The organism is Catellatospora coxensis, from assembly GCF_016862635.1.
In the GTDB taxonomy this organism is placed as follows: domain Bacteria; phylum Actinomycetota; class Actinomycetes; order Mycobacteriales; family Micromonosporaceae; genus Catellatospora; species Catellatospora coxensis.
On sequence record NZ_BONI01000077.1, the window covers coordinates 1 to 24,968 of the forward strand.

The following is a 24,968-nucleotide window of genomic DNA, read 5'->3' on the forward strand; positions in this document are numbered from 1 at the left end:
CGACACCTTCAGGTTCGTGCCGGGGATGGTGTAGCCGCCCGCGACCGCGGACGAGTGCGCCCAGATGGCGTACGCGCCCTGCGCGCCGCCGCCGCCGGACTTGTCCTCACCCGCGTGCACCATGACCAGGTGGTCGATGACGCCGTCGGGCTCGTAGAAGTTGCCGTCGCCGTCCCGGTCGCCCTGGTCCTCGATGTCGTAGTCGGCCCACGGGAAGTTCGGCTGGGCCGCGGCGAGCGCGTCCACCGCGTCCATGGCCATCTTCTGCGCGCCCAGCGGGTTGTCCGGGTGGCCGTTCATCGACTGGATGGCCGGCATCTGCCAGACGCCGTTCTCGTCCTGGAAGCAGCGCGTCGCGCCGTACCAGGCCTCCGAGTGCGGCAGCGTGATCCACGGGGTGGCCTGGCCCTCGACGGTGTAGGCGCCCTTCGACATCTCCAGGTACATGTTGCGCATCGTGAGACCGGAGATGTCGATGCCCGGCTTGCCGTCCGGACCGGTGAGGTCGGGGCGGACCCGCTCGGTGATGCCCGTCGAGGTGTAGAGCATCTTGTTGTAGTGGTCCTGGTTGAAGTCCTCCACCCACATGGAGTTGTTGTCCGGGTGGGACAGCGTCGCCGGGTTGGGGATGGTGTTGTTCGTGGGACCGTTCTGGATGTTGCCGAGGCCGCAGGAGCGGTCGGCGTCGGTCGTGTTGGTCACCATGACGTTCGAGAAGTCGTCGTTGGCGGTGGTGCTGTACTCGACCAGCATCGTCAGCAGCCGGGCGACCTGGGTGGTCGGCGCCTGCTTGAGATTGCGCGGGTTCTTGCCCGTCTTGATGGACTTCGCCTCGAGCTTGGCGAGCTGGTGCGCGGTGAGCGGGTTGCCGTTGGCGTGCTTGCGGTCGAAGGCGCGCGTCTTGTCGGCCGCGCTGCCGTAGATGCCGTTGGCGCCCTTGGTCTCCTTGCCCGTGGTGTCCGGCTGGACGGCGGGCTCGGCGTAGTTGATGTAGAACTCGCTGGGGCTGATCACAGCCGGTGCGGCAACGGCATTCGCCGTTCCCGGGCCGTACAGCCCGACAGCGGCCAGTGCCAGCGCGGGGACCGCGGCGAATAGCCGGCGTCTCCTTCGCGCATGGATGGCGTGCTTCATGGTCACTCCATTCCTCGGGGGTCTCCGCCGCGGGCGTAGGGCGCCGTAGCGGTAGCAGGTGGAGACGAGAGGCATGGGAGCCTGCCCTCCCACGCCGACGCGGCTTCACGCGGCTGGTGGAGGTTGCGGCTCACGTGAAGCAAGCACTTCACAATCGCAAATGAAGGCACGGCCAGGCATGGCCCGGACATCGGAGGCCACCGTGGCAGGCGACGGCGGCGGTGCGACACGGGGCTGTCACGTGTCGACGCCAGGCATCGGCTGTTCGGATGATCCGGTACTGGTTCAGGGCGGTGCCGCGGTCGCCGCACGACGAAGCGGACGCGACACGAAGTAGCCGCCGCCGGGCGGCTCCGCGACGCCGCCCCGCGACCCGCTGGGCGGGGCGGGGCGGCGTCCGGGGTCGGTCAGGGAGTCGGGCAGATGATGCAGGTCGGCCCGCCGGGCGAACCGCCGGGGAAGACCAGCTGGGTGGTGGCGGGCATGGCGACCAGCGGTGAGTCGACGGGCAACGGGCCGACGACGCTGTGGTAGTCGGCCCCGCCGACGGTGGTCCAGCTCAGCTCGACGCAGGCCAGGCGGGTGGTCTCATTGGCGATCACGCACACCGCCCGCGCGCCCGGGTAGACGCGGATGGCCGACGAGTACGGGCGCACCGGCGTCAGCTCGCGCGGGAACGACCGGATCACGCCGTAGGCGCTGGCGCCGCTGTACGCCGCCAGCGCGAACACCTCGTTCTGCAGGGGCCCGCGGCAGGGCGCGATGGTGCCGACGAGCTCGACGAAGTGGTAGTCGAAGATCTCGTAGTACTGCTGTGTCCCGGTCCTGTCGATCGTGGCGGTCGTGCTGGTGCCCGCCGGGCAGGTGAGCCACCGGTACGTGACGTCCTTCAGCGGGTCCCCCGCCGCGGCGGGCGTGCCGGTGACGACGACGGCCAGCAGCGCCGCCGCCATGGTACGGATGATCCTGTTCACGGATGTTGCTCCTCGTCGATCTCGTGCGTTGTGGCCTTCGCGGTGGACGCCTGCCGCGCTGCTTCGGCACCGAGCCGCAGGCCCAGCTGGAACCTGTTTGTCACGTCGTATTCGTCCATCAGCGTGGCCATGGTGTAGGCGATGGTGCGCTGGCTGATATCGAGCTTCTTGGCGATGGCCGCGTCGGTGTGGCCCCTCGCCAGTAGCACCAGGATCGTTCTCTCCCGTGCGCCCAACCGCATCGGCGGTGTCCAGTCCCGGCCCGGCTCCGTGGCCCGGTCCCACTGCCGCAGGAACAGGGCCAGCAGTTCGGCCACCACGTCCGGCGCGGTGATCTCCCACATTCCGCGGGTGCGGTCCGAAGGGTCCCGCGGCACCAGCGCCGTGGTGCGGTCGAACATGATGAGCTTGCCCGGCACCTCCGACAGCTCCCGGTAGTTCAGGCCGTTGAAGCGCAGTTCCTCGTCGTGCCCCTCCGACTCGTCCTCCGCGGAAGCGGGCACGCCCAGGCTGAGGACCGTCACGCCCCGGTCGAGCAGCCGGCGCTCGGCCGGCGCCACCGCCTTGAGCGACGCGGCGGAGAAGGCGGGCTCCGGGTTCATCGCGATGTGCTCGTGACGTTCCGCGGCCGTCAGCTCGATGAGCCGTTCCACGGTCCGGGCCAGCCCGTGCAGCGGCCGGGCGCTGGTCGGGGACAGCCGGCCGGGATCGCCGACGATGTCGGGGTAGGTCATCCGGGCCTGCCGGTTGCGCGCCTGGTGCCTGGCGAGCGCCGCCCGGTGGTGGCGGTCGCGGAGCAGGGCGAGCACCTGGGCGGGTGCGCGGCCGGCCCAGACACGGTCGTTCTCGGTGGGCGGCGTGCCCAGCGTCTCGTGCGCCGGAACGGCCGCGCCGACCTCGGTCAGTTCGTCCAGGGCGGTCCGCACGAGCCGTGCCCTCATGTCGAGGGACCGGCTGAGGTGGGTCACGGACCAGGGCCCGAAGGTGAGGAGAGTGCGGTAGACGAGGTCCGCCTGCGGGGAGACTCCCCACTTCGTCAGTGCGGGCACGATCTGTGCGTGCAGCATCACGGTCTCCCCCGGCCGGACCTGCCGAGCGGATGATTCCGTTCGGACACCAGCAACCTAGACACCGGGATCCACCTACGACAGCACCGCCCGCCCGATTGCATGTTTCTGCAATCGGCGTTATCGATCATGGACCAGGGAGGCCTAATCGGATTCGTTCAGGTCCGGCTCCTCGGTGTCGGGATGTGTCGGGGTCTCGGCGCCCACCCGTAGCCCGAGCTGGAAACGGGTCGAGACGCCGTACCTCTCCATGAGCGAGGAGAGGGTGTAGGCGATCGTCCGGACGCTGAGGTCGAGTTCCGCCGCGATGGCGGCGTCGGTGTAGCCCTCGGCCAGCAACGTCATGATCGTGCGCTCACGCGGTGTCAGGTTCATTCGGTGGTGTCCTATCACGGCCCCGGTCGTCGGCGATGTACCAGCGCGGCGGGAAGAGGGCCGTGAGCCCGGCCCGATCGATCCTGCTCCGGCGGGCATGCCGAAGCCAGGGCCGGTGACCGGTGCGCAGGTCTCCCCGTGGCGGCTGCTCCGGCCCGGGGCGGCGCCCGGCCGGACATGAGAAACCTAGTCATCTCGTACGGCCCGGAACAGTGCTTGGGCTGCGATTGCACCTTTCTGCAATCGGCAATGAAGATCTTGGACGGTTCCGTTGCGCCCCTTAGGTTCTGTGACAGGAGGCCCCTCGCCGGGGCCGACACTCCGGGCTCGGCCGGTCGGCGGTGACACCGACCGGCCGTCCTGCCCGCGGGTCGCCGCGTACGTGCGTGCTCGCAGCCGCGAGCACGGGGGACCACGTCCCGGCGACAGCGAAAGGGGCGACCGCCGCACGGCGGTCGCCCCTTCGGCGGTGGAGCGGTCAGTCCTCGTCGGACTTGCTCGACTGCATACCCGCGGAGATCAGGTTCATCACCGCGGAGTCCTGCAGCGTGGTGACGTCACCGAGCGAGCGGTTCTCCGCCACGTCGCGCAGCAGCCGCCGCATGATCTTCCCGGAGCGGGTCTTCGGCAGCTCGGTCACCAGCATGATCTGGCGCGGCTTGCAGATCGGGCCCAGCGTCTTGGAGACATGCTCGCGCAGCTCCGCCACGCCGACCTCGGCTCCGCCCTTGAGGATCACGAAGGCGACGATGGCCTGGCCGGTGGTCGGGTCGGTGGCGCCGACGACCGCCGCCTCCGCCACCGCCGGGTGGGCGACCAGCGCCGACTCGACCTCGGTGGTGGAGATGTTGTGGCCGGACACCAGCATCACGTCGTCGACCCGGCCGAGCAGCCAGATCGCCCCGTCCTCGTCCCGCTTCGCGCCGTCGCCGGCGAAGTAGAAGCCCTGCTCGGCGAAGCGCGACCAGTACGTCTCCAGGAAGCGCTTGTCATCGCCCCAGATGGTGCGCAGCATCGACGGCCACGGGCCGGTCAGCGCCAGGTAACCGCCGCCGCCGTTGCCCACGATCGAGCCGTCGTCCGCGACGACCTCGGCCTTGATGCCCGGCAGCGGGCCCATCGCCGAGCCCGGCTTGCAGTCGGTCACGCCCGGCAGCGGCGAGATCATGATCGCGCCGGTCTCGGTCTGCCACCAGGTGTCCACCACGGGGCACCGGTTGCCGCCGATGTGCTCGCGGTACCACATCCACGCCTCGGGGTTGATCGGCTCGCCGACCGAGCCGAGGATGCGCAGCGAGCTGAGGTCGAACTGGGCCGGGATGTCGTCGCCCCACTTGGCGAACGTGCGGATCGCGGTCGGCGCGGTGTAGAGGATCGTGACGCGGTACTTCTCCACGATCTCCCAGAACCGGCCGCGGTGCGGGGTGTCCGGGGTGCCCTCGTACATGACCTGGGTGGCGCCGTTGGAGAGCGGGCCGTACACGATGTAGCTGTGCCCGGTGACCCAGCCGATGTCGGCGGTGCACCAGTAGACGTCGGTCTCCGGCTTCAGGTCGAACACCGCGTGGTGGGTGTACGAGGCCTGGGTCAGGTATCCGCCGGTGGTGTGCAGGATGCCCTTCGGCTTCGCCGTGGTGCCCGAGGTGTACAGGATGAACAGCGGGTGCTCGGCGTCGAACGGCTGCGCCTCGTGCTCCGGGCTGGCGTTGCCGACGGCGTCGTGCCACCACACGTCACGGCTGTCGTCCCAGGCGACGTCCTGCCCGGTCCGGCGGACCACCAGGACCTTCTCCACGGTCGGGCACTCGGCCACGGACTCGTCGACGGTGGGCTTGAGCGCGCTCGGCGCGCCCCGGCGGTAGCCGCCGTCGGCGGTGATGACGACCTTGGCGCTGGCGTCCTGGATCCGGCCGCCCAGCGCGTCCTTGCTGAAGCCGCCGAACACCACCGAGTGTGTCGCGCCGATACGGGCGCAGGCCAGCATCGCGACCGCCGCCTCGGGGATCATCGGCAGGTAGATCGCGACCCGGTCACCGGCGTCCACCCCGAGGTCGGTGAGCGCGTTGGCCGCGCGGCACACCTCGGCGTGCAGGTCGGCGTACGTGATGGTGCGGGTGTCGCCCGGCTCGCCCTCCCAGTGGATGGCGACCCGGTCGCCCAGCCCGTTGGCCAGGTGCCGGTCCAGGCAGTTGTACGCGATGTTGAGCTGACCGCCGACGAACCACTTCGCGAACGGCGGGTTGGACCAGTCCAGTACCTCGTCCCACGGCCGGGCCCAGTCCAGCCGCTTGGCCTGGGTCTCCCAGAACGCCAGCCGGTCGGCGTCGGCCTGCGCGTAAGCCTCGGCGGTGACGTTCGCGTGCGCGGCGATCTCCGCCGGCGGGGGGAACCGGCGCGACTCGTGCAGCAGGTTTTCGAGGGTCTCGCTCACTACAGCGCCTCCCTAGGGGTGATGGTCATGCCATGTGACCTGGGTCTCCGGGTGATGTTACGGCCCGATGACCGACCTTTACAGTAAGGGTCCCTAACTATTTTGCCCGGCTGCTCCCCGCCGGGCTTCGTTACGCTCTGGCTGTGACTATGGATCCGCTGGCACCGCTGTTGAAACTGGCCGACGTCGAATCTGCGGTGAATGGCGCACGCGCTGCGGTGGACGGTGCGTACAAACACCGTGCCTTGCGGCGGCAGGGTGGCGTGGTGGCCGCGGAGATCAGCCTGCGCTGCGCGGTGGCCAGCGCCGCGCTGGAGGGCCACCGGTACGAGCTGAGCGACGTGCGCGGCGGCACCGTGCTGGACGCGGTGCTGCAGGGGGCGCTGCGCGTCGCCGAGGCGCTGCCCGGCCTGCACCAGCACTGGCACACCTCGCCCCGGCAGGTGCTGGCGAAACTGCACCTGCTGGCCGGGACCGGTGTGCTGCCCGACGCCACGCTGGGCAGACCTGCGGCGGACAGCGCCGCCCGGCTGGACACCCTGCTGGAGATCGTGTCCGCTCAGGCGGGCAACCCGCTGATCCGCGCGGCCGTGGTGCACGGCGAGCTGCTGGCAATCGAGGCGTTCCCCGGCGTGAACGGGATCGTGGCTCGGGCAGCGGCCCGGCTCACCCTGGTCGGCAGCGGCTTCGACCCGCGCGGTCTGGTCGCGGTGGAACTGGCCCACCTGGCCCGAGAACCCGAGTACATCGGCGCCGCCGGGGCCTTCGCCACCGGCACCCCGGACGGCCTGCGCTCCTGGCTGCGCCACTACGCCACCGCGGTCGAGCAGGGCTGCGCCGAGATCGCCGTCGTCGGCGACGCCGTACTGGCCGCAGTGGGCTGACCGCGACGATCAAGGGCAGCGACCACAACTGCCTTCGGCCGCCGACCGCACCTGCCAGGAGCGGAAGTCCGCGCAGCGGACGAGCGACCGGCAGGTAAGGGAGGCTTCCGAGGCCGAACGCCGCGCCCGCGGAGGCGGGCGCCAACACTATGGATGGCGCCGCACTGTTCGCGGCGCCATCGCGCACGTCCCACCGGGTTACCAGGCGTGCACCTCTTAGCAACCGCCCTCAGTGGACCCGAAGATCACACCGGGACTTTGCCTTCACGACGGCTAGATCGCGCGTGGGTGCCCGGAGGCCGTGCCCGAAAGCCGGCTTCTGCCAGCTACTTCCAGCTGGAGAATGCTTCCGTAACCACTTTTCTACGCCCGTTCGGCGGTGATGGCCAGGCTTCGGGCGCAATGTGTGACAGGTGGGGCTGTTGTGGCAGCCAAATCACCCGTCAGAGGACAGAAGCCGCGGCGCGGGCACGCTTGCGGCGGCCGTACCACGCGATGCCGATGGCGACGCCGACCCCGATGCCGAGCGCGGCCGCGACCGGCACGGCAGGGCGGTTGCGCAGCCGGCGGCCCAGCGGCACGGGGTGCCGGAACTCCAGCACCGGCCAGCGCCGCTCGTTGGCCTCGCGGCGCAGCGCCTTGTCCGGGTTGACCGCGCTGGGGTGGCCGACGGCGGCGAGCAGCGGGATGTCGGAGATCGAGTCGGAGTAGGCGTAACACTCGCCGAGGTCGTATCCGCGCTCGGCGGCGAGCTTGCGCACCGCCTCGACCTTGGCCCCGCCCGCGGCGTAGAACTCGATCTCGCCCGTGTACTGGCCCTCGGCGACCTTCATCCGGGTGGCGATGACGTCGGTGACGCCGAGCTGAGCGCCGATCGGCTGCACCATCTCCTCGCCGGACGCCGACACCAGCACGATGTCGCGCCCGGCCGCCTGGTGCTCCTCGATGAGGGTCGCGGCCTCGGCGTAGATGTACGGGTCGATCAGCTCGTGCAGGGTCTCGTTGACGATCTGGCGGACCTGGTCCACCCGCCAGCCCTTGACCAGCTCGGCCATGTAGTCGCGGGTGCGGACCATCGCCTGGTCGTCGGCGCCGCCGCGCTTGAACATGAACTGGGCGAACGCCGTCTTAACGACGTCACGCTTAGTGATCAGGCCGTCACGATAGAACGGTCTGCCGAATGCCAGCGCGCTCGAAGTCGCGATGACGGTCTTGTCCAGGTCGAAAAACGCGGCGCTGCGGCCCACGGTCGCAAAGTGTAGCCGGGTGGCCGGCGCGGTGGTGTCCGCCCGTCCGTCGGATAGCGGCAGACGCTCGTACGAGGGTGCGCGCGGATGCCCGCAATCGCCGGTTACTGAGCGACGACTCAGTGATTGCGTAGCGTAGGATCTTGGATTCATCTACGGCGTGTCGTCGCGTGTCGGCCCCGATCCCTCTCGACGGCGCGCCGTCAAGTCAGGCATGCTTTCGCAACAGCCCTCAGCGGGTGCCACCCCCCCCGCAGCCGCTGAGCGGGCTCCGGCTCACCATCCCCCCTGAGAGCCGGACCCCAGGACGACCCCCGTCTCCCCGGACGGGGGTCGTCGTCATCTGGACCCCGAAGGTCGTGAGCTGCGGATCCGCCCGCCCGACGGGACCCGCGCATAGCAGATCCACACGATGATCGGCGCGCTGTCCACAAGCACTCGCCCGTCCACAGGCGGCCGACCCGAGCGCTGGTCCGGCACCGCCCCGCCCGCGCACAGTGCCGGGCATGACCCGTCCGTTCGTCCCGCCCGCGCCCGCCCGCGCCCTGCTGGTCACCGCCGACACCGACCTGCTCGACGACCTGCTGCGGCTGGGCTCCGCCGCGGGCATCGAGGTCGAGGTCGCCCACGACCTGTCCGCGGCGCGCCTGCGCTACGGGCCCGCCCCACTGGTGCTGATCGGCGGCGACATGGTGCCCGGATGCGTACGCGCCCGGCTGCCGCACCGGGCCGGGGTCGTCGTGGTCTGCCGCGACAGCATCGACACCCGGCCCTGGGACCACGCCCAGGCGCTCGGGGCCGAACACGTCGCACTGCTGCCCGCGGCCGAATCCTGGCTCGTCGAACGCCTCGCCGGCATCGGCCGCGCCCCGGCCGCCGGGACCGGGCGGGTGCTGGCGGTGCTCGGCGGGCGCGGCGGGGCCGGAGCCAGCGTGCTGGCCGCCGGACTGGCCGTCACCGCATGCCGCACCCGGCTGCGCACCCTGCTCGTCGACGCGGACCCGCTCGGTGGCGGCGCCGACCTGCTGCTGGGCTGGGAGGAACTGCGCGGGCTGCGCTGGCCCCAGCTCGCCCGCGCCAGCGGACCCGTCGACCCGGCCGCGTTCGTCGACGCCCTGCCGAGCCGCGGCGACCTCGTGGTGCTCTCCTGCGCCCGCGACATCCCCGACGAGGACACCCCGACCTCCCCGGCGCTGCCGCCCGACGCCATGGCCGCCGCACTCGACGCCGGGCGGCGCGGCCGCGACCTGATCGTCGTCGACCTGCCCCGCCGCCTCGACGACGCCGCAGCCGTGGTGCTCCAGGCCGCCGACCGGGTGCTGCTCGTCGTACCCGCCGAACTGCGCGCCGCCGCCGCGGCGGCCCGGGTGGTCGACGTCGCGTCGGCGTACCGGCGGGAGATGTCCGTGGTCGTCCGCGGCCCGGCCCCCGGCCGGCTGGGACCCGACGACCTGGCCCGGGCGCTCGGCCTGCCACTGGCCGGAATGCTGCCACCAGAGCCGCGCCTGGCCGCCGCCCTCGAACGCGGCCACGCGCCGGGCAGCGCACCCCGCGGCCCCCTGGCCACCCTGTGCGCCCGCCTGATCCGAGAGGTCATGGCATGAGCGAGCGCAGCGAGCGAATCAGCGGGCTCGGTTTGCATGGCGTCGACGAGCGCAGCGAGGAGCAGCCATGAGCGAGCGCAGCGAGCGAATCAGCGGGCTGGGTCCTCATGGCGTCGACGAGCGCAGCGAGGAGAGGCCATGAGCGAGCTGGTCGGGGCCGGGCCGTTGGGGCCGCTGCTGGCGGTGCCTGAGGTGACCGATGTGCTGGTCAACGGGGTGCAGGTGTGGACCGACCGGGGGTCCGGCCTGGTCCGTGAACCGTTCACGATGCCGTCGGCCGACGCGGTGCGGCGGCTCGCGCAGCGGCTCGCGGCCGCGTGCGGGCGGCGGCTCGACGACGGGCAGCCGTACGTCGACGCGCGGCTGGCCGACGGGACGCGCCTGCACGCGGTGTTGCCGCCGGTGGCGACCGCGGGGCCGTACCTGTCATTGCGCACCTTCCGGCAACGGCCGATGGCGCTGGCCGATCTCGTCCCGCCGGAGACGGCCGGGCTGCTGTCCGCGATCGTCGCGGCCCGGCTGACCTTCCTGATCTCCGGCGGCACCGGGTCGGGCAAGACCACGCTGCTCGGGGCGATGCTCGCCGCGGTGCCCGGCCGGGAACGCATCGTGCTGGTGGAGGACTCGGCCGAGCTGCGTCCCGCGCACCCGCACGTGGTCACCCTGCAGGCCCGCACCTCCAACGTGGAGGGCGCGGGCGTGGTCGGGCTGGACAAGCTGGTGCGGCAGGCCCTGCGGATGCGCCCGGACCGGCTGGTGGTGGGCGAGTGCCGGGGCGCGGAAGTGGTGGACCTGCTGGCCGCGCTCAACACCGGGCACGAGGGCAGCGCCGGGACGCTGCACGCCAACGCCCCCGCGGACGTGCCCGCGCGGCTGGAGGCGCTCGGCCTGCTCGGCGGGCTGCCCCGCCCCGCGCTGCACGCGCAGGTCGCCGCGGCCATCCGGGTGCTACTGCACCTGCGGCGTACGCCGTCGGGCCGGGTGCTCGACGAGATCTGCCTGCTCACCCCCGACGGGCCGGAACGCCTGGTGACGGCCCGGCCGGTATGGCGGCGCGACGGTGCGCCGCTGCCCGCGGCCGCCGAACTCGCGGCACTGCTGCGCGCCCGCGACGTCACCCCGCCGACCTGGCTGGAGACACGGTGAGCCCCACGGAGACAGCCACCGGGCCCGACAACCCGGTGCACGCCACGCCCCTGCACGCCACGCCCCTGCACGCCACGCACCGGACGACCACCGCCGCCGGGCACGACCGCACGGCCGTGTCCGGTGTGCCGGCCAGGACGGGGATCTCCTGGCGGGACGCCGTCGCGGCCCGGCTGCGTGATCTCACCGGCCCCGTTCTCGCACCCGGCGCGCGGCGTCGCCTCGCGCGGGCCACGGGGCGCGCAGTTTCCGCTCCGGCCGGTGCGGGCTCGGGCGGGCCGGGCCCCGGCGCGGGATGGTCCGGTGGGCCGGCGGCCGTGGCCCTGTCGCCGCTCCGCACGCGGGGCGTCGCCGCGGTGACCGGCGTGGGCGCGTGGCTGCTGCTGGACTCGCCGGTGGGTGGGCTGATCGCGGCCGGGTACGCCCTGCTCGCGCTGCGGATGTGGCGCGAGCAGCGCATCGCCCGGCGTGACTCGGGGCACCGGCAGCGGGCCCTCGACCTGCTCGCCGCCGCGGCTGCCGAGCTGCGGGCCGGCGGTGCGGGCACGATGCTGCTGCTGCCCGACGACGAGCTGGACCGGGCGGTGCACGCGGCGCAACGCCTCGCCGCGAGCACCGGAGCACCCCTGGCCGACCTGCTGGAACGGCTGGAGGCGCAGTGCCGCGCCGCCGACCGGGCCGACGCCGCCGCCCACGCGCAGGCGGCCGGCGCCCAGCTGACCGCGGTGCTGCTCGCCGCGCTGCCGATCGGCGGCATCGGGCTCGGCCACCTCATCGGCGTCGACGCGCTGCGCATCCTGCTGCACACACCGACCGGCGTCGCCTGCGCCTGCGGAGCCGCCGTGCTGCAGGCGGCCGGCCTCGCCTGGACCCGCCGGTTGCAGCGGCCCGCCGCACGTTCCGCCGTGGACCGGGCCGTCGGGCGGTTCACCGCCCGCAGGCGGCTGAGCCGGTTGCCACTGCGGCGGCCCGCGGAGCAGCCGAGCGGGCGTACCCCCTGGTTGTTCGGGGTCGTGGCGGGCGGTGCGGTGCTCGCGCTGCTGCCGTCGCCGGGCGGCGGCGTGCTGGGCGTCGCCGTGGCCGGCGGGACCGTGCTGGTGCTGCGGCGGATGGAACCCGCGGCCGTGCGTACGGAACGCGAGCGGGCGCTGGCCGACCTGCCGTGGGCCGTGGACCTGATCGGCACCGCGCTGCGCGCCGGAGCCCCGCTCGACCATGCCGTGCTCAGTGTGGGGGCGGCGCTGGACGGGCCGCTCGGCGTCCGGCTGCAGCGGATCGGGCGGTCCCTGCGCCTCGGCGCGACCGCGGCCGAAGCCTGGTCACACCTGGCCGATCTGCCGCCCGCGGGTCGCCTGACGGCGGCGGTGGAACGCAGCTCCGCCAACGGATCCGCGCTGGCCGGGGCGCTGCACCGCTGCGCCGACGACCTGCGCGCCGACACCGCCGTACGCCGCCAGGCCGGGGCGCAGCGCGCCGGTGTCCTGATCGTCCTGCCGCTCGGGCTGTGCTTCCTGCCCGCCTTCGTACTCGCCGGCCTGGTGCCGGTGGTCCTCGCCGTGCTCGGCGAGGTGCTCTGACCCGCCACGAAAGGAGACAGTCATGCCCCGACAGAGGCCACCGCGAACGGAGGTCCCACCCGTGGACACCACGGTGCCGGCCGCGATCCGCCCGCCCGTGCCCGCGCCTGCCCAGCTGCGCGACGTCGACGCCGACGCCGCCGCGATCCTCGCCGAGTCGGTGGGAGCGGAGGCGGCACGGCGGCCCGTGCCCGACGCCGGCATGAACACCGCGGAGTACGCCGTCGGCACGCTGGCGGCGGTCGCCTTCGCCGGACTGCTGCTCAAGGTGCTGACCAGCGACGGTGTGCAGGCGGCGCTGGCCGGTGTGATCCAACGGGCCCTCGGGTGAGCCGAACGGACCGGGGTAGCGCCACCGCTGAGCTGGCGGTGGCGCTACCCGCCGTGGTGCTGCTGCTGGTCACCGGTATCGGCGCGGTCGCCGCGGTGACCGTGAAGCTCGGCTGCGTGGCCGCCGCCCGGGACGCGGCGCTCGCCGCCGCCCGCGGTGACGGCGGGTCCAGCGGGGCGAGCGTCGACGTCACCGGGGACACCGTCACGGCGACGGTACGGCGCTCCGTCCGGGTGACCGTGCTGACCTGCACCGCGACCGCCGCCCGGGAACCGGGTGCGCCGTGAGCTCGCTGTACGCGCTCGGTGTGGGGCTGGTGTTCGTGGCCGCGGGCACCGTGGTGGCCGTGGACGGCGCGCACCTGATCGCCCGGGAACAGGCTCGGACGGCCGCGGACCTGGGCGCCCTGGCGGGCGCCGCGGTGGCGATCGAAGGCGCCGCCGCGGCGTGCGAGCGGGCCGGGCAGATCGCGGCCGCCAACGCGGCGACAGTCACGGCCTGCCGGCTCGACGGCCTCGACCTCACCCTCTCCGTACAGGTCGTCACCGGGGCCGGCGCGGCCGAGGCCACCGCCGTGGCAGGCCCGGTCCGCGAGGTCACCTGACTGTCAGGCGGTGGGCGCGGGGAGGTGGGTGAGGATGGTGTCGAGGACGGTGACGGCGCCGGCCTTGTCGAGGGGGTTGTTGCCGTTGCCGCATTTGGGGGACTGGACGCAGCTCGGGCAGCCGCGTTCGCAGGCGCACTCGGCGACCGCGGTCCGGGTGGCGCCGAGCCACTCGGCCGCCATGCCGTACGCCCGTTCGGCGAAACCCGCCCCGCCGGGGTGGCCGTCGTACACGAAGATGGTCGGCGCGTCGGTGTCGGCGTGCCGGGCGGTGGACAGGCCGCCGATGTCCCACCGGTCGCAGCTCGCGACCAGCGGCAGCAGCCCGATCGCGGCGTGCTCGGCGGCGTGCAGCGAGCCGGGCAGGTCCTCCAGCCCGGCGACCGCGGACTCCGCGATGGTGGCCCAGACCGCGACCGTGCGCAGGGTACGGGTGGGCAGGTCGAGGGGCCAGGTGCCGAGCACCTCTCCGCTGTCCATCCGCCGCCGCTGGAACGACACGACCTGGCTGGTCACCTCGACCTCGCCCAGGAACAGCCGGACCGGCCCCGCGTCCACCTGGGAGCGCACTTCGAGCACGGTGAGGTCGATGGTGTCGCGGGCGTGCGTGGAGTACGGCGGGTTGTCCGCCTCGACCAGGGCGACGCCGTCGGCGAGGTCGAGTTCCCGTACCACGTAGGTGCGGCCCTGGTGGGTGTAGACCGCGCCGGCGTGCAGGTGGTGGTGGGCGGCTCCGGCGTCGGCGGTGCCGATGAGGCGGCCGGTGGCGGCCTCGATGACGGCGATCGGCGGCCCGCCGGTGCCGCGCAGGTCGATCTCGGGGCGCTGCGGGTGGGTCCAGTACCAGCCGGTGGGGCGGCGGCGCAGCGCGCCCGCGGCGACGAGTTCGTCGAGCAGCGCGGCGTCCGCGCCGAACAGCGGCAGGTCGGCCTCGGTGAGGGGCTGCTCGGCGGCGGCCGTGCACAGGTGCGGGGCGAGCACGTACGGGTTGGCGGGGTCGAACACGGTCGCCTCGACGGTCTTGCCGAACAGCGCCTGCGGGTGGTGCACGAGGTAGGTGTCCAGGGGATCGTCCCGGGCGACGAGCACGCACAGCCCGTCGCGCCCGGCTCGGCCGGCCCGGCCGGCGCGCTGCCAGACGGCGGCGCGGGTGCCGGGGTAGCCGGCCAGCAGCACCGCGTCCAGGCCGGTGACGTCGATGCCCAGTTCGAGGGCGTTGGTGGTGGCCAGGCCGGTGAGGGTGCCGTCGGTGAGCTGCTGCTCCAGGGTGCGCCGTTCCTCGCGCAGGTAGCCGGCCCGGTAGGCGGCGACCTGGCGGCCGAGCCCGGGCTGCGCCTCCTCCAGCGCGGCGCGCGCGTTCACGGCCACGACCTCGGCGCCGCGGCGGGAGGGCACGAAGGCGAGGGTGCGTACGCCCTGGACGACCGCGTCGGCGAGCAGGTCGGCGGTCTCCCGCAGCGCGGAGCGGCGGACCGGCGCGGCGTCGCCGTTGCTGTCCGCGCCGGGCAGCTCGGGCGGCTCCCACAGGGCGAAGGTCATCGACCCGCGAGGCGCGGCATCCTCGGTGACCGCCCGCACGGGCCGGCCGATCAGCTTGCTCGCGCTGCCCGCCGGGTCGCCGGACGTGGCCGAGGCCAGCAGGAAGACAGGCCCGCCGGTGGGCTGGCGCGGCGCGGTGCGGCCGGGCTGCCCCGTCCCGCGCCGCACGCCGCCCCCACCTGCCTGGCCACCCACCCCGTGACCAGGTGTTCTGTCCTGGTCGGGGTTAAGAAGGTGCCCTTCCTCTACAGATAGCGATGGGAAGGTGCCCTTCCTTTCGGTGAGGCGGCGGAGGCGGCGGAGGATGTGGGCGACGTGGGCGCCGAAGACGCCGCGGTAGCTGTGGGATTCGTCGACGATGACGTACTGGAGGTTGCGGAGCACGCCGGACCAGCGCTGGTGGCCGGGCAGCAGGCTGTGGTGCAGCAGGTCGGGGTTGGTGAGGATGACGTTGGCGTGCTGGCGGATCCAGTCGCGCTCCTCGCGCGGGGTGTCGCCGTCGCAGACCGCGGCCCGCAGGCCGGGCAGGTTGAGGCCGGTCAGCGAGCGGTGCTGATCGGCGGCGAGGGCCTTGGTGGGGGCGAGATAGAGGACGCGGGCGCGGGGCCGGGTGAGCACGGCGGACAGGGCGGGCAGCTGGTAGGCCAGCGACTTGCCGGAGCCGGTGCCGGTGGAGATGACCACGTCGGCGCCGCCCCAGGCCAGCTCGGCGGCCTCGACCTGGTGCTCCCAGGGGGCGGTGATGCCGCCCGCGTGCAGCGCGTCGAGCAGCGGCGCGGGGACCCAGGACGGCCACGCGGCGGCGCGCCCGACCCGCGCGGGCAGCAGCTCGACGTGCGTGACCTGGTCACGCTTGAGCCAGTACGGCAGCAGGTCCACCCCAGCACTCTGCCACCGCGGGCCGGGCCACGGCCAGCGGCCGACCTCACCCTGTCATGCGGAGCCCGCTCCGCGGCCTCGATCGGTTGTCCGGCCTACGCTGCGCTACGGCCGTACACCGAGCGGCCGCTCCGACGGGCTCCTGGCCCCGAGTGCGCGTTAAGGGCAAAGGGCGCGTAGCCCGGAAACCCGGCCAGTGGTTAGATGCATGAGGATCGGATGCACGGAGTGATTCCGGGCAGTGACCGGACGTCGTAGAGGAGGTGCCGATGGAGCTGTCGCTGGCCACGCGTGTCGTCGCCGCGCACACCGTGCTCGAAGTCGGCGGCGAGGTGGACGTCTACACCGCTCCGAAGCTGCGCGAACGCATCGCCGAGCTGCTCGACAGCGGGGTGACCGCGGTGGTGGTCGACCTCGCCCGAGTCGACTTCATGGATTCGACCGGCCTGGGTGTGCTGGTCGGCGGGCTGCGCAAGGCGCGGACCGCGGGGGCCACCTTCGGTGTGGTCTGCTCGCGGGAGTCGCTTCTCAAGATCTTCCGGATCACCGCGCTGGACCAGGTGCTGCCGCTGTACCCGTCCGTCGACGCGGCCACCGCGAGTTGACCCGCGCGGACATGGCGACCGTCCGGCTCGAATTCACCCCTGAACCCGCGCACGTGCGTACGGCGCGGCTCGTCGGCGTGGCCGTCGCCCGGCGCGCCGGGGTGCCCGACGACCAGCTTGACGAGGTGCGCCTGGCGATCGGCGAGGCGTGCGCGCGGGCGGTGGCCCGCCACCAGCGGGTCGGCCTGCGCGACGTGGTCGCGGTCGCGTTCAGCGACGGCGACCGTTATCTCGTGCAGGTGTGGGATCACGCCGGCGACGAGGAGCAGATCACCGACGAGGAGCAGCTCACCGTCGACGTGAGTGCCAGCCTGCTGCAGGCGATCGTGAAGGATCTGCAGGTCCGTCCACTGGAGAGCGGACCGGGCACCGAGGTGCAGATGGCTTGGCCGGTTCGGCGCGCCTCGCGTCTTGGGCGCTGATTCACTCATCTGCGGGCATAGAGTCGCTGAGCGTACACCACAACCCGCGATCGGCGCAGCAACGAAGATCACCGCGACACAGCAGGTGGCGAGTGTGACCCGGACCACGTGTCCGGTTTACAGTTCACGGGTTGTTTCCAGGCCGTAACCGACGTCACTCGTGACCCTCGGCGCGGCTGCCTCACAAGTAGATCGTGATCTTTGGGAGGACAAAGATGTCCGGGTCCATCCTCGCTGCCCCCGGCAGCGAGCTGACCCTTACCGGCGCAAACGTTTCATACGTGGTCGTCGCGGCTGTGATCGCACTGGTGGCGCTGGGTTTCGCCGGCGTACTGGTCAGGTCCGTGCTGGCTACCGGTAAGGGCACCGAAAAGATGCAGGAGATCGCCGGCGCCGTCCAGGAGGGCGCGTCGGCATACCTGTTCCGCCAGTTCAAGACGCTCGGCATCTTCGTGGTGCTCGCGGTCATCCTGCTCTTCCTGCTGCCGGTCCACGGCGACGGTGACAACGACACCGCGCTGAAGATCGGCCGTTCCGCGTTCTTCGTGGTGGGCGCGCTGTTCAGCGCCTTCATCGGCGGCGCCGGCATGGCGCTGGCGACCCGCGCCAACCTGCGGGTGGCCGCGGCGGCCCGCGAGGCCGAGGGCGGCCGCGAGTCCGCCATGGCGATCGCTTTCCGCACCGGTGGCGTGGTCGGCTTCCTCACCGTCGGCCTCGGCCTGTTCGGTGCGGCGCTGGTCGTCTTCATCTACGGCGTCGACGCCGCGACCGTGCTGGAGGGCTTCGGCTTCGGCGCGGCCCTGCTGGCGATGTTCATGCGGGTCGGCGGCGGCATCTTCACCAAGGCCGCCGACGTCGGCGCCGACCTGGTCGGCAAGGTCGAGCAGGGCATCCCCGAGGACGACCCGCGCAACGCGGCGACCATCGCCGACAACGTGGGCGACAACGTCGGCGACTGCGCCGGCATGGCGGCCGACCTGTTCGAGTCGTACGCGGTGACCCTGGTCGCGGCGCTGATCCTGGGCCGGGCCGCGTTCGGCGTGGAGGGCCTCGTCTTCCCGCTGATCGTGTCCACCATCGGTGTGCTGATCGCGATCGTCGGCGTGTTCCTGACCCGCCTGCGCAAGTCCGACAAGAACGGCCTGCAGGCGATCAACCGCGCCTTCTACATCTCGGCCGCGCTGTCCGCGGTCGCGGTGGCCGGCGCCTCGCTGTACTACCTGCCGAAGACCTTCGGCGAGCTGGGCAAGCCGGAGATCAGCGGCAACCCGCAGACCGTCGCCATCGGCGCCGTCGTCATCGGTATCGTGCTGGCCGCCGCCATCCAGGCGCTGACCGGCTACTTCACCGAGACCGGCCGCCGCCCGGTGCAGGACATCGGCAAGTCGTCGGAGACCGGCCCGGCCACCGTGGTGCTCGCGGGCATCAGCGTCGGCCTGGAGTCGGCCGTCTACTCGGCGCTGCTCATCGGCGGCGCGGTGTACGGCGCGTTCCTGCTGGGCGGCGGCACGCTGGTCGTGTCGCTGTTCGCCATCGCGCTGGCCGGCTGCGGCCTGCTGACCACCGTCGGCGTCATCGTGGCCATGGACACCTTCGGTCCGATCTCCGACAACGCGCAGGGCATCGCGGAGATGTCCGGCGACATCGACGAGCAGGGCGCGCGCACCCTGACCGAGCTCGACGCGGTCGGCAACACCACCAAGGCGATCACCAAGGGCATCGCGATCGCGACGGCCGTACTGGCCGCGACCGCGCTGTTCGGGTCGTACACCGACACCCTGGGCGTCTCCCTGGCCGAGGCCGGCGAGACCGCGGAGGGCTTCGTCAACGACATGCTCAACGTGGCGAACCCGGCCAACCTGGTCGGTCTGCTGATCGGTGTGTCGGTCGTCTTCCTGTTCTCGGGTCTGGCCATCAACGCGGTGTCGCGTTCGGCCGGCGCGGTGGTGCACGAGGTGCGCCGCCAGTTCCGCGAGCTGCCGGGCATCATGGACGGCACCCAGCGGCCCGAGTACGGCAAGGTCGTCGACATCTGCACCCGGGACGCCCAGCGTGAGCTGATGACCCCGGGCCTGCTCGCGGTCCTCGCCCCGATCGCGGTCGGCTTCGGCCTCGGCGCGGGCGCGCTGGCGGCGTACCTGGCCGGCGCCATCGGCGCGGGCACCCTGATGGCGGTGTTCCTGGCCAACTCCGGTGGCGCGTGGGACAACGCGAAGAAGATGGTCGAGGACGGCGCGCACGGCGGCAAGGGCTCGCCGTCGCACGAGGCGACCATCATCGGTGACACGGTCGGCGACCCGTTCAAGGACACCGCCGGTCCGGCCATCAACCCGCTGCTGAAGGTGATGAACCTGGTGTCGCTCCTGATCGCCCCCGCCGTGGTGGCGCTCTGGTACGGCTCCACCGAGAACGCGACCGCCCGCAACCTGATCGCCCTCGGCGCGGCCGCGGTGATCGTGGTCGCCGTGGTCATCTCCAAGCGCAAGCCGATCACCGTCGGCGGCGACGACCAGGGAAAAGCTGACGCTGCGCCGACGCAGCGCGAAAAGGTCAACGCCTGACGCACCGCAACCCAGCGGCGCCCTCCCCACCCGGGGAGGGCGCCGCTCCCTTTTGCTCCACCACCACCGTCCCGCCCGTCCGCGGCGGCGATCTTGCGCGAATGGCCCGTTCGATGCCCCGTTTGCCCGTGTCGCGGGGTACATCCGTGCAAGATCGCCGCGCGCGTCGGGGTCGGCGCTAGGCTGCACATCATGCGTAGGCCCCGCGCTGGATTCGTGCCGCTGCTGGTTGTGACGGCGGCGGTTGCGGGTGGGTGTGTGGCGGACGGGCCGCCGCCGAGGGTGTGGGCGGCGTCGGTCTGCTCGGCGCTCAACCCGTGGCGCGAGGAGATCGCGACGCTGACCACCCGGGCGCAGCAGCAGACGCCCACCTCGACGACGCCCCAGCAGGCCAAGGAGAACCTGGTCCGCATGCTGGAGGGCGCCCGCGACGCCAGCGAGAAGGCGCGCGGCCGCATCGCCGACGCGGGCGTTCCCGAGGTCGAGGGCGGGGACGCCATCGCCGGCGGGGTGACCGGGTCACTGGCGGAGGTGCGCGACGCCTACGGGCGGGCCGGCGAGGCGCTGCGCGCGCTGTCCACGGACGACGCGTCCGCGTTCTACCAGGGCGTCAGCACGGTGATGACGCAACTGCAGCAGGAGTACGACGACAGCGCGCTGGACACCAGCGAGCTGCGCTCCACCGAGCTGCAACAGGCGTTCGGCGAGGTGCCGGAGTGTCTCTGAATCGCCAGCTCGCCATGTTCTCCGCCGAGTCGGCCCGCCCCTCGGCGTACGACCTCGCGGGCCTGCTCGTCGGGCCGGGCCAGGTGACCCGGATGGGCGGCACGGCCCGGGTGTCGGTGGTCGTCGACGCGGCCTGGCGGGTGCACGCGCTGGCGGCCGAGTTCACCGCGCGCGGGCTGGAGACGAGCTGGGAGCCGGCGGCGATCGAGGGCCACTTCGGAGTGCGCACCGCGTACACCGGGATGCTCGCGCCGCTGGCGGAGGCGTGGCTGCGCGGGTCGGGCAAGCGCCCGCCGGCCGGGTTCGCCCTCGACGGGGCGCGGCTGCGGCTGTGGTTCGCGGCGGCGGGTTCGGTCGACCCGGAGGGCGACGGCGCGGTGCTGCGGCTCGGGGCCAGCGACGAGCACTGCGCGGCCCCGGCGTCGCGCGCGTTCACGGCGCTGGCCTGCATGGCGGAGCTGGGCCGGGGTCCGGTGCTGCGGATCAGCGGGCGGCGGCGGGTGGCCCGGCTCCGCGAGCTGGTCGGCGAGCGTCCGACCATGGCACCGCTGGGCGTGTGGCCCGGCGACCAGGCCGCCGCAGACGAACCAGGCGACCAGGCGCTCGCCCCGGAGCAGGCAGAACCGCGTCCAGTGCGGGTCGCGCGGGCTCCGCGGCTGCGACCCGTGGCGGCCGGACAGCTGGACACCGGTCAGATCGAGCCGCTCCCGGCTGAGCCGGAGCAGGCGGCCCTGGTCGACGCCGGGCCGGATCAGGCCGGGACGACCGGGCCGGTGCGGACCGGCAGTGACTTGACCGGACCGTAGCGGGCCACCGGTGCGCCGGTGACGTGCGCCCAGTAGCGGTCGCCGTAGGACCAGTGCCACCACTCGGTCGGGTAGTTCACCATGCCGACCGAGGTCAGCGCGTCGCACAGGTAGCGCCGGTTGCGGGCGGCCTCGGCGGAGACGTTCGCGGAGTCGGTGTGGCAGGCCTCGCTGTCGGTGTCGTTGACCTGCGTTCCCATCCACAGCTCCACGCCGTCGGCGGTGCACAGGGTCAGGTCCACCGCGGCGCCCGCGACGTGCGGGGCGACCTCCGGCGGGGAGATGTACCGGCTGGCCCGGCGGTGGTACCAGGCCTCGTCGTGGCCGGGCTGGATGACGCGCAGCCGCTGCTTGTGGGAGTCGAAGTACTCCTGCTGCAGGGTCAGCGGGCGGTAGCACTCGACGATCAGCAGCCGCATCCCCGCGGGCAGCAGCGTCTGCGCGGTGACCAGCCGGTCCACCACGCTCAGGCGTACGTGGGCGAAGGCTCCCTCGCCGTCGGCCAGCCGTGGGTCGAGCCGCAGCGCGCCGACCGTACGCAGATCGACCAGACACTCGTCGCACTCGGCGACCGGTGTCTCCACGACCGCCGTGTCCGACAGGAGCACCATCTCCGCCATGACATCCCTCCCGCGCCGGCCGCCCCGGTGACCGCCCGATGTGCGCCCGAGGGGTCCCCCACCTGCCCGGTCGCGATGTGAACGCCGGGACGGGTGGCTCGCCCCGTGCCGAGCCACCCGTATCTCCGACAGGAGGGAGACTCGCAGGCCGCGCTGGAACTTTTCTGTAATAGACGAGCGTCAGGCCCGTGGCCGCCTCAGTGGTCGCCGTCGAGCTCGCGGATCTCGCGGGCCCCGTGGTCGTGGAAGGCGCTGCGGGCCCGGGCGCGGGCCGTCTGGGCGGCGCCGGTGTCGCCGCGGGCCGCCAGCAGCCGGGACCGGTCCAGTTCCAGGCGGGCCTGCCAGACCGGCACGTCCATGGACTGCCAGATGTCGTGGGCGGCGTCGAAGCAGGCCTCGGCCAGGTCGAGCCGGTGCTCGGCGAGGTGGAGCTGGCCCAGCACGCGCAGCGTCGCGCCCTGGCCCCAGCGGTCGCCCATGGTGTGGCTGACCGACAGCGCCCACTCCAGCCGGGGCAGCGCCTCGCCGTGGTGGCCCTGGCGCATCCGTGCCTTGGCCAGCGCGCGCACCGCGTACGCCTCCATCAGCTCGTCGCCGAGGTCATGGAAGATCGCGGCGGATTCGGCGCAGCGCCGCTCGGCCTGCGCCCACTCGTCCCGGGCCCGGTGGTAGAGCCCGAGCGTGCGCAGGGTGTGCCCCTCGCCGAGCCGGCTGCCGGCGCGCCGGTAGGCGGCCAGCGACTCGGTCAGGTCGGCCAGCGCCCGGTCGTAGTCGCCCAGCTCCAGCCGCACCGAGCCGGCGATGCGCCGGGAGTAGCCGATGCCGATGTCGTCGCGGGCGTCGTGCAGCAGGGTCGCGGCCTGGTCGAGGAAGTGCACGCCCTCGGCGAAGCGGCCCGGTTCGCGGCAGGCGATGCCCAGCCCGGCCAGCGCGGCGGCCTGCCCGGGGAGGTCGTTCAGCTCGCGGAACAGGCTCAGCGCGGCCCGGAACTGCCGCCGCGCCTCGGTGTAGTGGTCCTGGTCGTAGCGCAGCTGGCCCAGTTCGGTGAGGATCACCGCCTCGTCGTGCGGCTTGCCCGCGCGCCGGGCCGCGGTCAGCGCCGCCTCGATCACCCGGGTCCGGGCCGCGAACCGGTTCGCGCCCATGAAGGCCGACGCGTTGCGGGCCGAGGCGAACTCGCAGACCAGGTCGTACAGGCCGAGCGCGAGCGCGCGTTCCACCCCGGACGCCAGCGCGGACTGCTCGGCCTCGAACCAGTCCCAGGGGTCGGCGATGACCAGCGCGGTCAGCTCCTCCGACACGTCGTGCGGGCTGAACGGCCGCCGCCACCGGATCTCGGCCGGGGGCGAGTCGGCGGCGGTGCGGTGGATCAGCCCGAGCCAGCCGCGCAGCGCCCGGGCCACCGCGTCGGCCAGGTCCTGGGCGGGCTCCTCCAGGGCGGCGCACTCGCGGGCGTACAGCCGGATCAGGTCGTGCAGCCGGTAGCGCAGCCCGCCCATGCGGTCCACCCCGACGAACTCCACCAGCTGCGCGTCGACCAGCTGCTCCACCAGCTCCTCGGCCTCGGCCGGTGAGCTTTCGACCAGCCAGGACACCACCCAGGGCGAGAAGTCGGGCACGCCGAACCAGCCCATCCGGCGCAGTGTGGTGCGGCAGTCGGGGTCCAGCGCCCGGTAGCTCAGCTCGATGCTGCTGCGCACGCCGACGTCACCGGCGGACAGGTGGTTGAGCCGGCGGCTCTCGTCGGCGAGCCGGTCGGCCAGCGGTTTGAGCGGCAGCGCGCGCCGCCCGGCCAGCCGCGCGCTGACGATGCGCAGCGCCAGCGGCAGGTTGCCGCAGTACTCGACGATCCGGCGGGCGGCGTCGAGGTCCTCGTCGACCCGCTCGTCCCCGGCGAGCCGGCGCAGCAGCAGCAGCGCCTCGTCCGGCTCCAGGACGCGCAGGTCGGTCAGCGTGGTGCCGGACAGCCCGGCCAGGCGGTCCCGGCTGGTGATGACGACCGCGTTGCCCGCGTGGCCGGGCAGCAGCGGCCGCACCTGCTGCTCCGACGCGGCGTCGTCGAGCACCACCAGGATGCGCCGCTGTGCCAGCAGCGAGCGGTACAGGTCGGCCCGCTCGCCGAGGCCCTCGGGCAGCTGGGCCTGCTCGACGCCGAGCGCGCGCAGGAACCGGGCCAGCACCTCGCCCGGCTCGGCCGGGGCGTCGCTCATGCCGCGCAGCTCCGCGTACAGCTGGCCGTCCGGGAAGTGCTCGGCCAGCCGGTGCGCGACCGCGGTGGCCAGGGTGGACTTGCCGGTGCCGCCCGGTCCGGCGATGACCTGCACGGCCGGGGAGCCGCCCGCGGGCAGCAGGGCCTGTGCCAGCGCTTCGAGTTCGGCGGCGCGGCCGGTGAAGTCGGCCGGCACCGGTGGCAGCTGCGCGGGCACCGGGTGCACGGTGCCCGGTCCGGCCAGTTCGGGCGACTGTGCGGCGACCGCCAGCTGCTCGGTGCCACCCCGCAGGATGGCGTGGTGCAGGGCGGTGAGTTCCGGCCCGGGTTCCACGCCCAGCTCGGCGATGAGCACGTCGCGGCCCTCGCGATAGCAGGCCAGCGCCTCGGCCTGGCGGCCCAGCCGGTACAGCACGGTCATCAGCTGGCCGCGCAGCCGCTCGTTGGTCGGCCGGTGCCCGATCAGCACGGTCAGCTCGGCGACCAGGTCGCCCCACAGCCCGGCGGCGATCTCCGCGGCGATGCGCTCCTCGACGGCCGCGGTGCGCAGCTCGTCCAGCCGGGACGCCTGCACGGTCAGCTCGGCGGCGTCCAGGCCGGACAGCGCCGGTCCCTGCCAGAGCGCGTCGGCGCGGCGCAGCAGCTCGGCGGCGCCCGCGTGGTCGCCGGCGGCCGCCGCGGCCCGGCCCTGCGCCAGCAGCCCGGTGAAGACCTCGACGTCGAGCATGTCCGGCTCGATCCGGATCACGTAGCCGGGGGCGGCGGTGGTGATGAGGTCGCCGGCGCCGTGCTTGGCGAACGTGCGGCGCAGCGTGGAGACGTAGGTCTGGATCAGCGCGCGGGCGGTGTCGGGCGGGTCGTCGGCCCACAGGATGTCGACCAGCCGGCTGGCGGACACCACCCGGCCGTGCTCCAGGAGCAGCGTGGCGAGCAGGGCTTTCGGTTTCGCGCCGCCGAGCGGCACCGCCTCGTCGCCGGCGACCGCCGAGACGGGTCCGAGCAGCCGGAACTCCACCTCGCACTCCTCCGCCGCGCAACTAGATCGATCCAGCGTACGGCCGGACGGTGGCAGAGGACCACAGCCCGGCACGACATCGCAGGTCAGAGGCTAGCGCACCGCCGATACGGCCAATTTGTCCCGGTCCTCCCAGCGGGGCGCCGGGGGCAGTGTCCCCACCTGCGGGTTGGCGGAGTCTCGCCATGGCGTAACCCCGCCAACGCCATCTA

The 24,968-nt window shown here is 73.2% G+C and carries 21 protein-coding genes; 12 read left to right on the forward strand and 9 right to left on the reverse strand.

The features are described from left to right. From Cco03nite_RS33255 to acs, 5 genes are all read right to left on the reverse strand, one after another. On the reverse strand, nucleotides 1-1,134 hold a 1,134-nt coding region (locus tag Cco03nite_RS33255; protein WP_203697633.1), incomplete at its 3' end, for an immune inhibitor A domain-containing protein. A 407-nt stretch (nucleotides 1,135-1,541) separates the two neighbouring features. After that, nucleotides 1,542-2,108 carry a hypothetical protein gene (locus tag Cco03nite_RS33260; protein ID WP_203697635.1) on the reverse strand — a complete coding sequence of 189 codons (567 nt, stop codon included), beginning with the start codon at nucleotides 2,106-2,108 and terminating at the stop codon, nucleotides 1,542-1,544. Continuing rightward, nucleotides 2,105-3,175 (reverse strand): helix-turn-helix domain-containing protein, encoded by a 1,071-nt coding sequence (locus Cco03nite_RS33265; RefSeq protein WP_203697637.1) that lies wholly within the window; start codon nucleotides 3,173-3,175, stop codon nucleotides 2,105-2,107. Before Cco03nite_RS33265 ends, Cco03nite_RS33260 begins: the two co-directional genes overlap by 4 nt. 144 nt (nucleotides 3,176-3,319) lie before the next feature. Further along, entirely contained in the window at nucleotides 3,320-3,550 is a 231-nt protein-coding gene (locus Cco03nite_RS33270; protein ID WP_203697639.1) for a helix-turn-helix domain-containing protein, read from the reverse strand. A 478-nt stretch (nucleotides 3,551-4,028) separates the two neighbouring features. Then, entirely contained in the window at nucleotides 4,029-5,981 is a 1,953-nt protein-coding gene (gene acs / locus Cco03nite_RS33275) for an acetate--CoA ligase (RefSeq protein WP_203697641.1), read from the reverse strand. A gap of 143 nt (nucleotides 5,982-6,124) precedes the next feature. Here acs and Cco03nite_RS33280 point away from each other — a divergent pair, with 143 nt between their 5' ends. Beyond that, entirely contained in the window at nucleotides 6,125-6,865 is a 741-nt protein-coding gene (locus Cco03nite_RS33280) for a Fic family protein (RefSeq protein WP_203697644.1), read from the forward strand. Between the two features lie 443 nt (nucleotides 6,866-7,308). Here Cco03nite_RS33280 and Cco03nite_RS33285 read toward each other — a convergent pair whose 3' ends face one another. Next, entirely contained in the window at nucleotides 7,309-8,112 is an 804-nt protein-coding gene (locus Cco03nite_RS33285; protein WP_203697646.1) for an HAD family hydrolase, read from the reverse strand. Between the two features lie 506 nt (nucleotides 8,113-8,618). On the opposite strand from Cco03nite_RS33285, the gene ssd reads away from it, so the two are divergent. The 6 genes from ssd (at nucleotide 8,619) to Cco03nite_RS33315 (ending at nucleotide 13,374) form a co-directional block, all read left to right on the forward strand. Then, nucleotides 8,619-9,716 carry a septum site-determining protein Ssd gene (ssd, locus tag Cco03nite_RS33290; RefSeq protein WP_203697648.1) on the forward strand — a complete coding sequence of 366 codons (1,098 nt, stop codon included), beginning with the start codon at nucleotides 8,619-8,621 and terminating at the stop codon, nucleotides 9,714-9,716. Between the two features lie 36 nt (nucleotides 9,717-9,752). Next, nucleotides 9,753-10,862: a TadA family conjugal transfer-associated ATPase gene (locus Cco03nite_RS33295; RefSeq protein ID WP_203697655.1), complete on the forward strand. Its 1,110-nt coding sequence runs from the start codon at nucleotides 9,753-9,755 to the stop codon at nucleotides 10,860-10,862. An 842-nt stretch (nucleotides 10,863-11,704) separates the two neighbouring features. Then, nucleotides 11,705-12,439: a type II secretion system F family protein gene (locus Cco03nite_RS42620; RefSeq protein ID WP_373314392.1), complete on the forward strand. Its 735-nt coding sequence runs from the start codon at nucleotides 11,705-11,707 to the stop codon at nucleotides 12,437-12,439. A 202-nt stretch (nucleotides 12,440-12,641) separates the two neighbouring features. Beyond that, nucleotides 12,642-12,770, forward strand: a complete 129-nt coding sequence (locus Cco03nite_RS33305; protein WP_203697714.1) for a DUF4244 domain-containing protein — start codon at nucleotides 12,642-12,644, stop codon at nucleotides 12,768-12,770. Next, nucleotides 12,767-13,057 carry a hypothetical protein gene (locus tag Cco03nite_RS33310; protein ID WP_203697657.1) on the forward strand — a complete coding sequence of 97 codons (291 nt, stop codon included), beginning with the start codon at nucleotides 12,767-12,769 and terminating at the stop codon, nucleotides 13,055-13,057. Before Cco03nite_RS33305 ends, Cco03nite_RS33310 begins: the two co-directional genes overlap by 4 nt. Beyond that, nucleotides 13,054-13,374 carry an Rv3654c family TadE-like protein gene (locus Cco03nite_RS33315; RefSeq protein ID WP_203697659.1) on the forward strand — a complete coding sequence of 107 codons (321 nt, stop codon included), beginning with the start codon at nucleotides 13,054-13,056 and terminating at the stop codon, nucleotides 13,372-13,374. The genes Cco03nite_RS33310 and Cco03nite_RS33315 overlap by 4 nt, the downstream gene beginning before the upstream one ends. A 3-nt stretch (nucleotides 13,375-13,377) precedes the next feature. Here the strand turns inward: Cco03nite_RS33315 and Cco03nite_RS33320 are convergent, their stop codons facing one another. Further along, nucleotides 13,378-15,792, reverse strand: coding sequence for a DEAD/DEAH box helicase (locus tag Cco03nite_RS33320; RefSeq protein WP_203697668.1), 2,415 nt, complete (start codon nucleotides 15,790-15,792; stop codon nucleotides 13,378-13,380). A gap of 269 nt (nucleotides 15,793-16,061) precedes the next feature. On the opposite strand from Cco03nite_RS33320, the gene Cco03nite_RS33325 reads away from it, so the two are divergent. The 5 genes from Cco03nite_RS33325 (at nucleotide 16,062) to Cco03nite_RS33345 (ending at nucleotide 20,912) form a co-directional block, all read left to right on the forward strand. Further along, a complete protein-coding gene (locus tag Cco03nite_RS33325) occupies nucleotides 16,062-16,397 on the forward strand; it encodes an STAS domain-containing protein (RefSeq protein WP_203697670.1) in 336 nt (111 codons plus the stop codon). 11 nt (nucleotides 16,398-16,408) lie between these two features. After that, complete coding sequence (locus tag Cco03nite_RS33330) at nucleotides 16,409-16,819, forward strand: ATP-binding protein (protein WP_203697672.1); 411 nt, start codon at nucleotides 16,409-16,411, stop codon at nucleotides 16,817-16,819. A gap of 215 nt (nucleotides 16,820-17,034) precedes the next feature. After that, the gene (locus tag Cco03nite_RS33335) at nucleotides 17,035-19,380 is read left to right on the forward strand and encodes a sodium-translocating pyrophosphatase (RefSeq protein WP_203697674.1); all 2,346 of its coding nucleotides are present in this window, start codon (nucleotides 17,035-17,037) and stop codon (nucleotides 19,378-19,380) included. A gap of 192 nt (nucleotides 19,381-19,572) precedes the next feature. After that, nucleotides 19,573-20,106: a hypothetical protein gene (locus Cco03nite_RS33340; protein ID WP_203697676.1), complete on the forward strand. Its 534-nt coding sequence runs from the start codon at nucleotides 19,573-19,575 to the stop codon at nucleotides 20,104-20,106. Further along, nucleotides 20,097-20,912, forward strand: coding sequence for a hypothetical protein (locus Cco03nite_RS33345; protein ID WP_239167867.1), 816 nt, complete (start codon nucleotides 20,097-20,099; stop codon nucleotides 20,910-20,912). The genes Cco03nite_RS33340 and Cco03nite_RS33345 overlap by 10 nt, the downstream gene beginning before the upstream one ends. Here the strand turns inward: Cco03nite_RS33345 and Cco03nite_RS33350 are convergent. Continuing rightward, a complete protein-coding gene (locus tag Cco03nite_RS33350) occupies nucleotides 20,858-21,532 on the reverse strand; it encodes a M15 family metallopeptidase (protein ID WP_239167868.1) in 675 nt (224 codons plus the stop codon). The genes Cco03nite_RS33345 and Cco03nite_RS33350 overlap by 55 nt on opposite strands. A 197-nt stretch (nucleotides 21,533-21,729) precedes the next feature. Beyond that, the gene (locus Cco03nite_RS33355) at nucleotides 21,730-24,756 is read right to left on the reverse strand and encodes an AfsR/SARP family transcriptional regulator (RefSeq protein ID WP_203697678.1); all 3,027 of its coding nucleotides are present in this window, start codon (nucleotides 24,754-24,756) and stop codon (nucleotides 21,730-21,732) included. Between the last annotated feature and the right edge of the window lie 212 nt (nucleotides 24,757-24,968).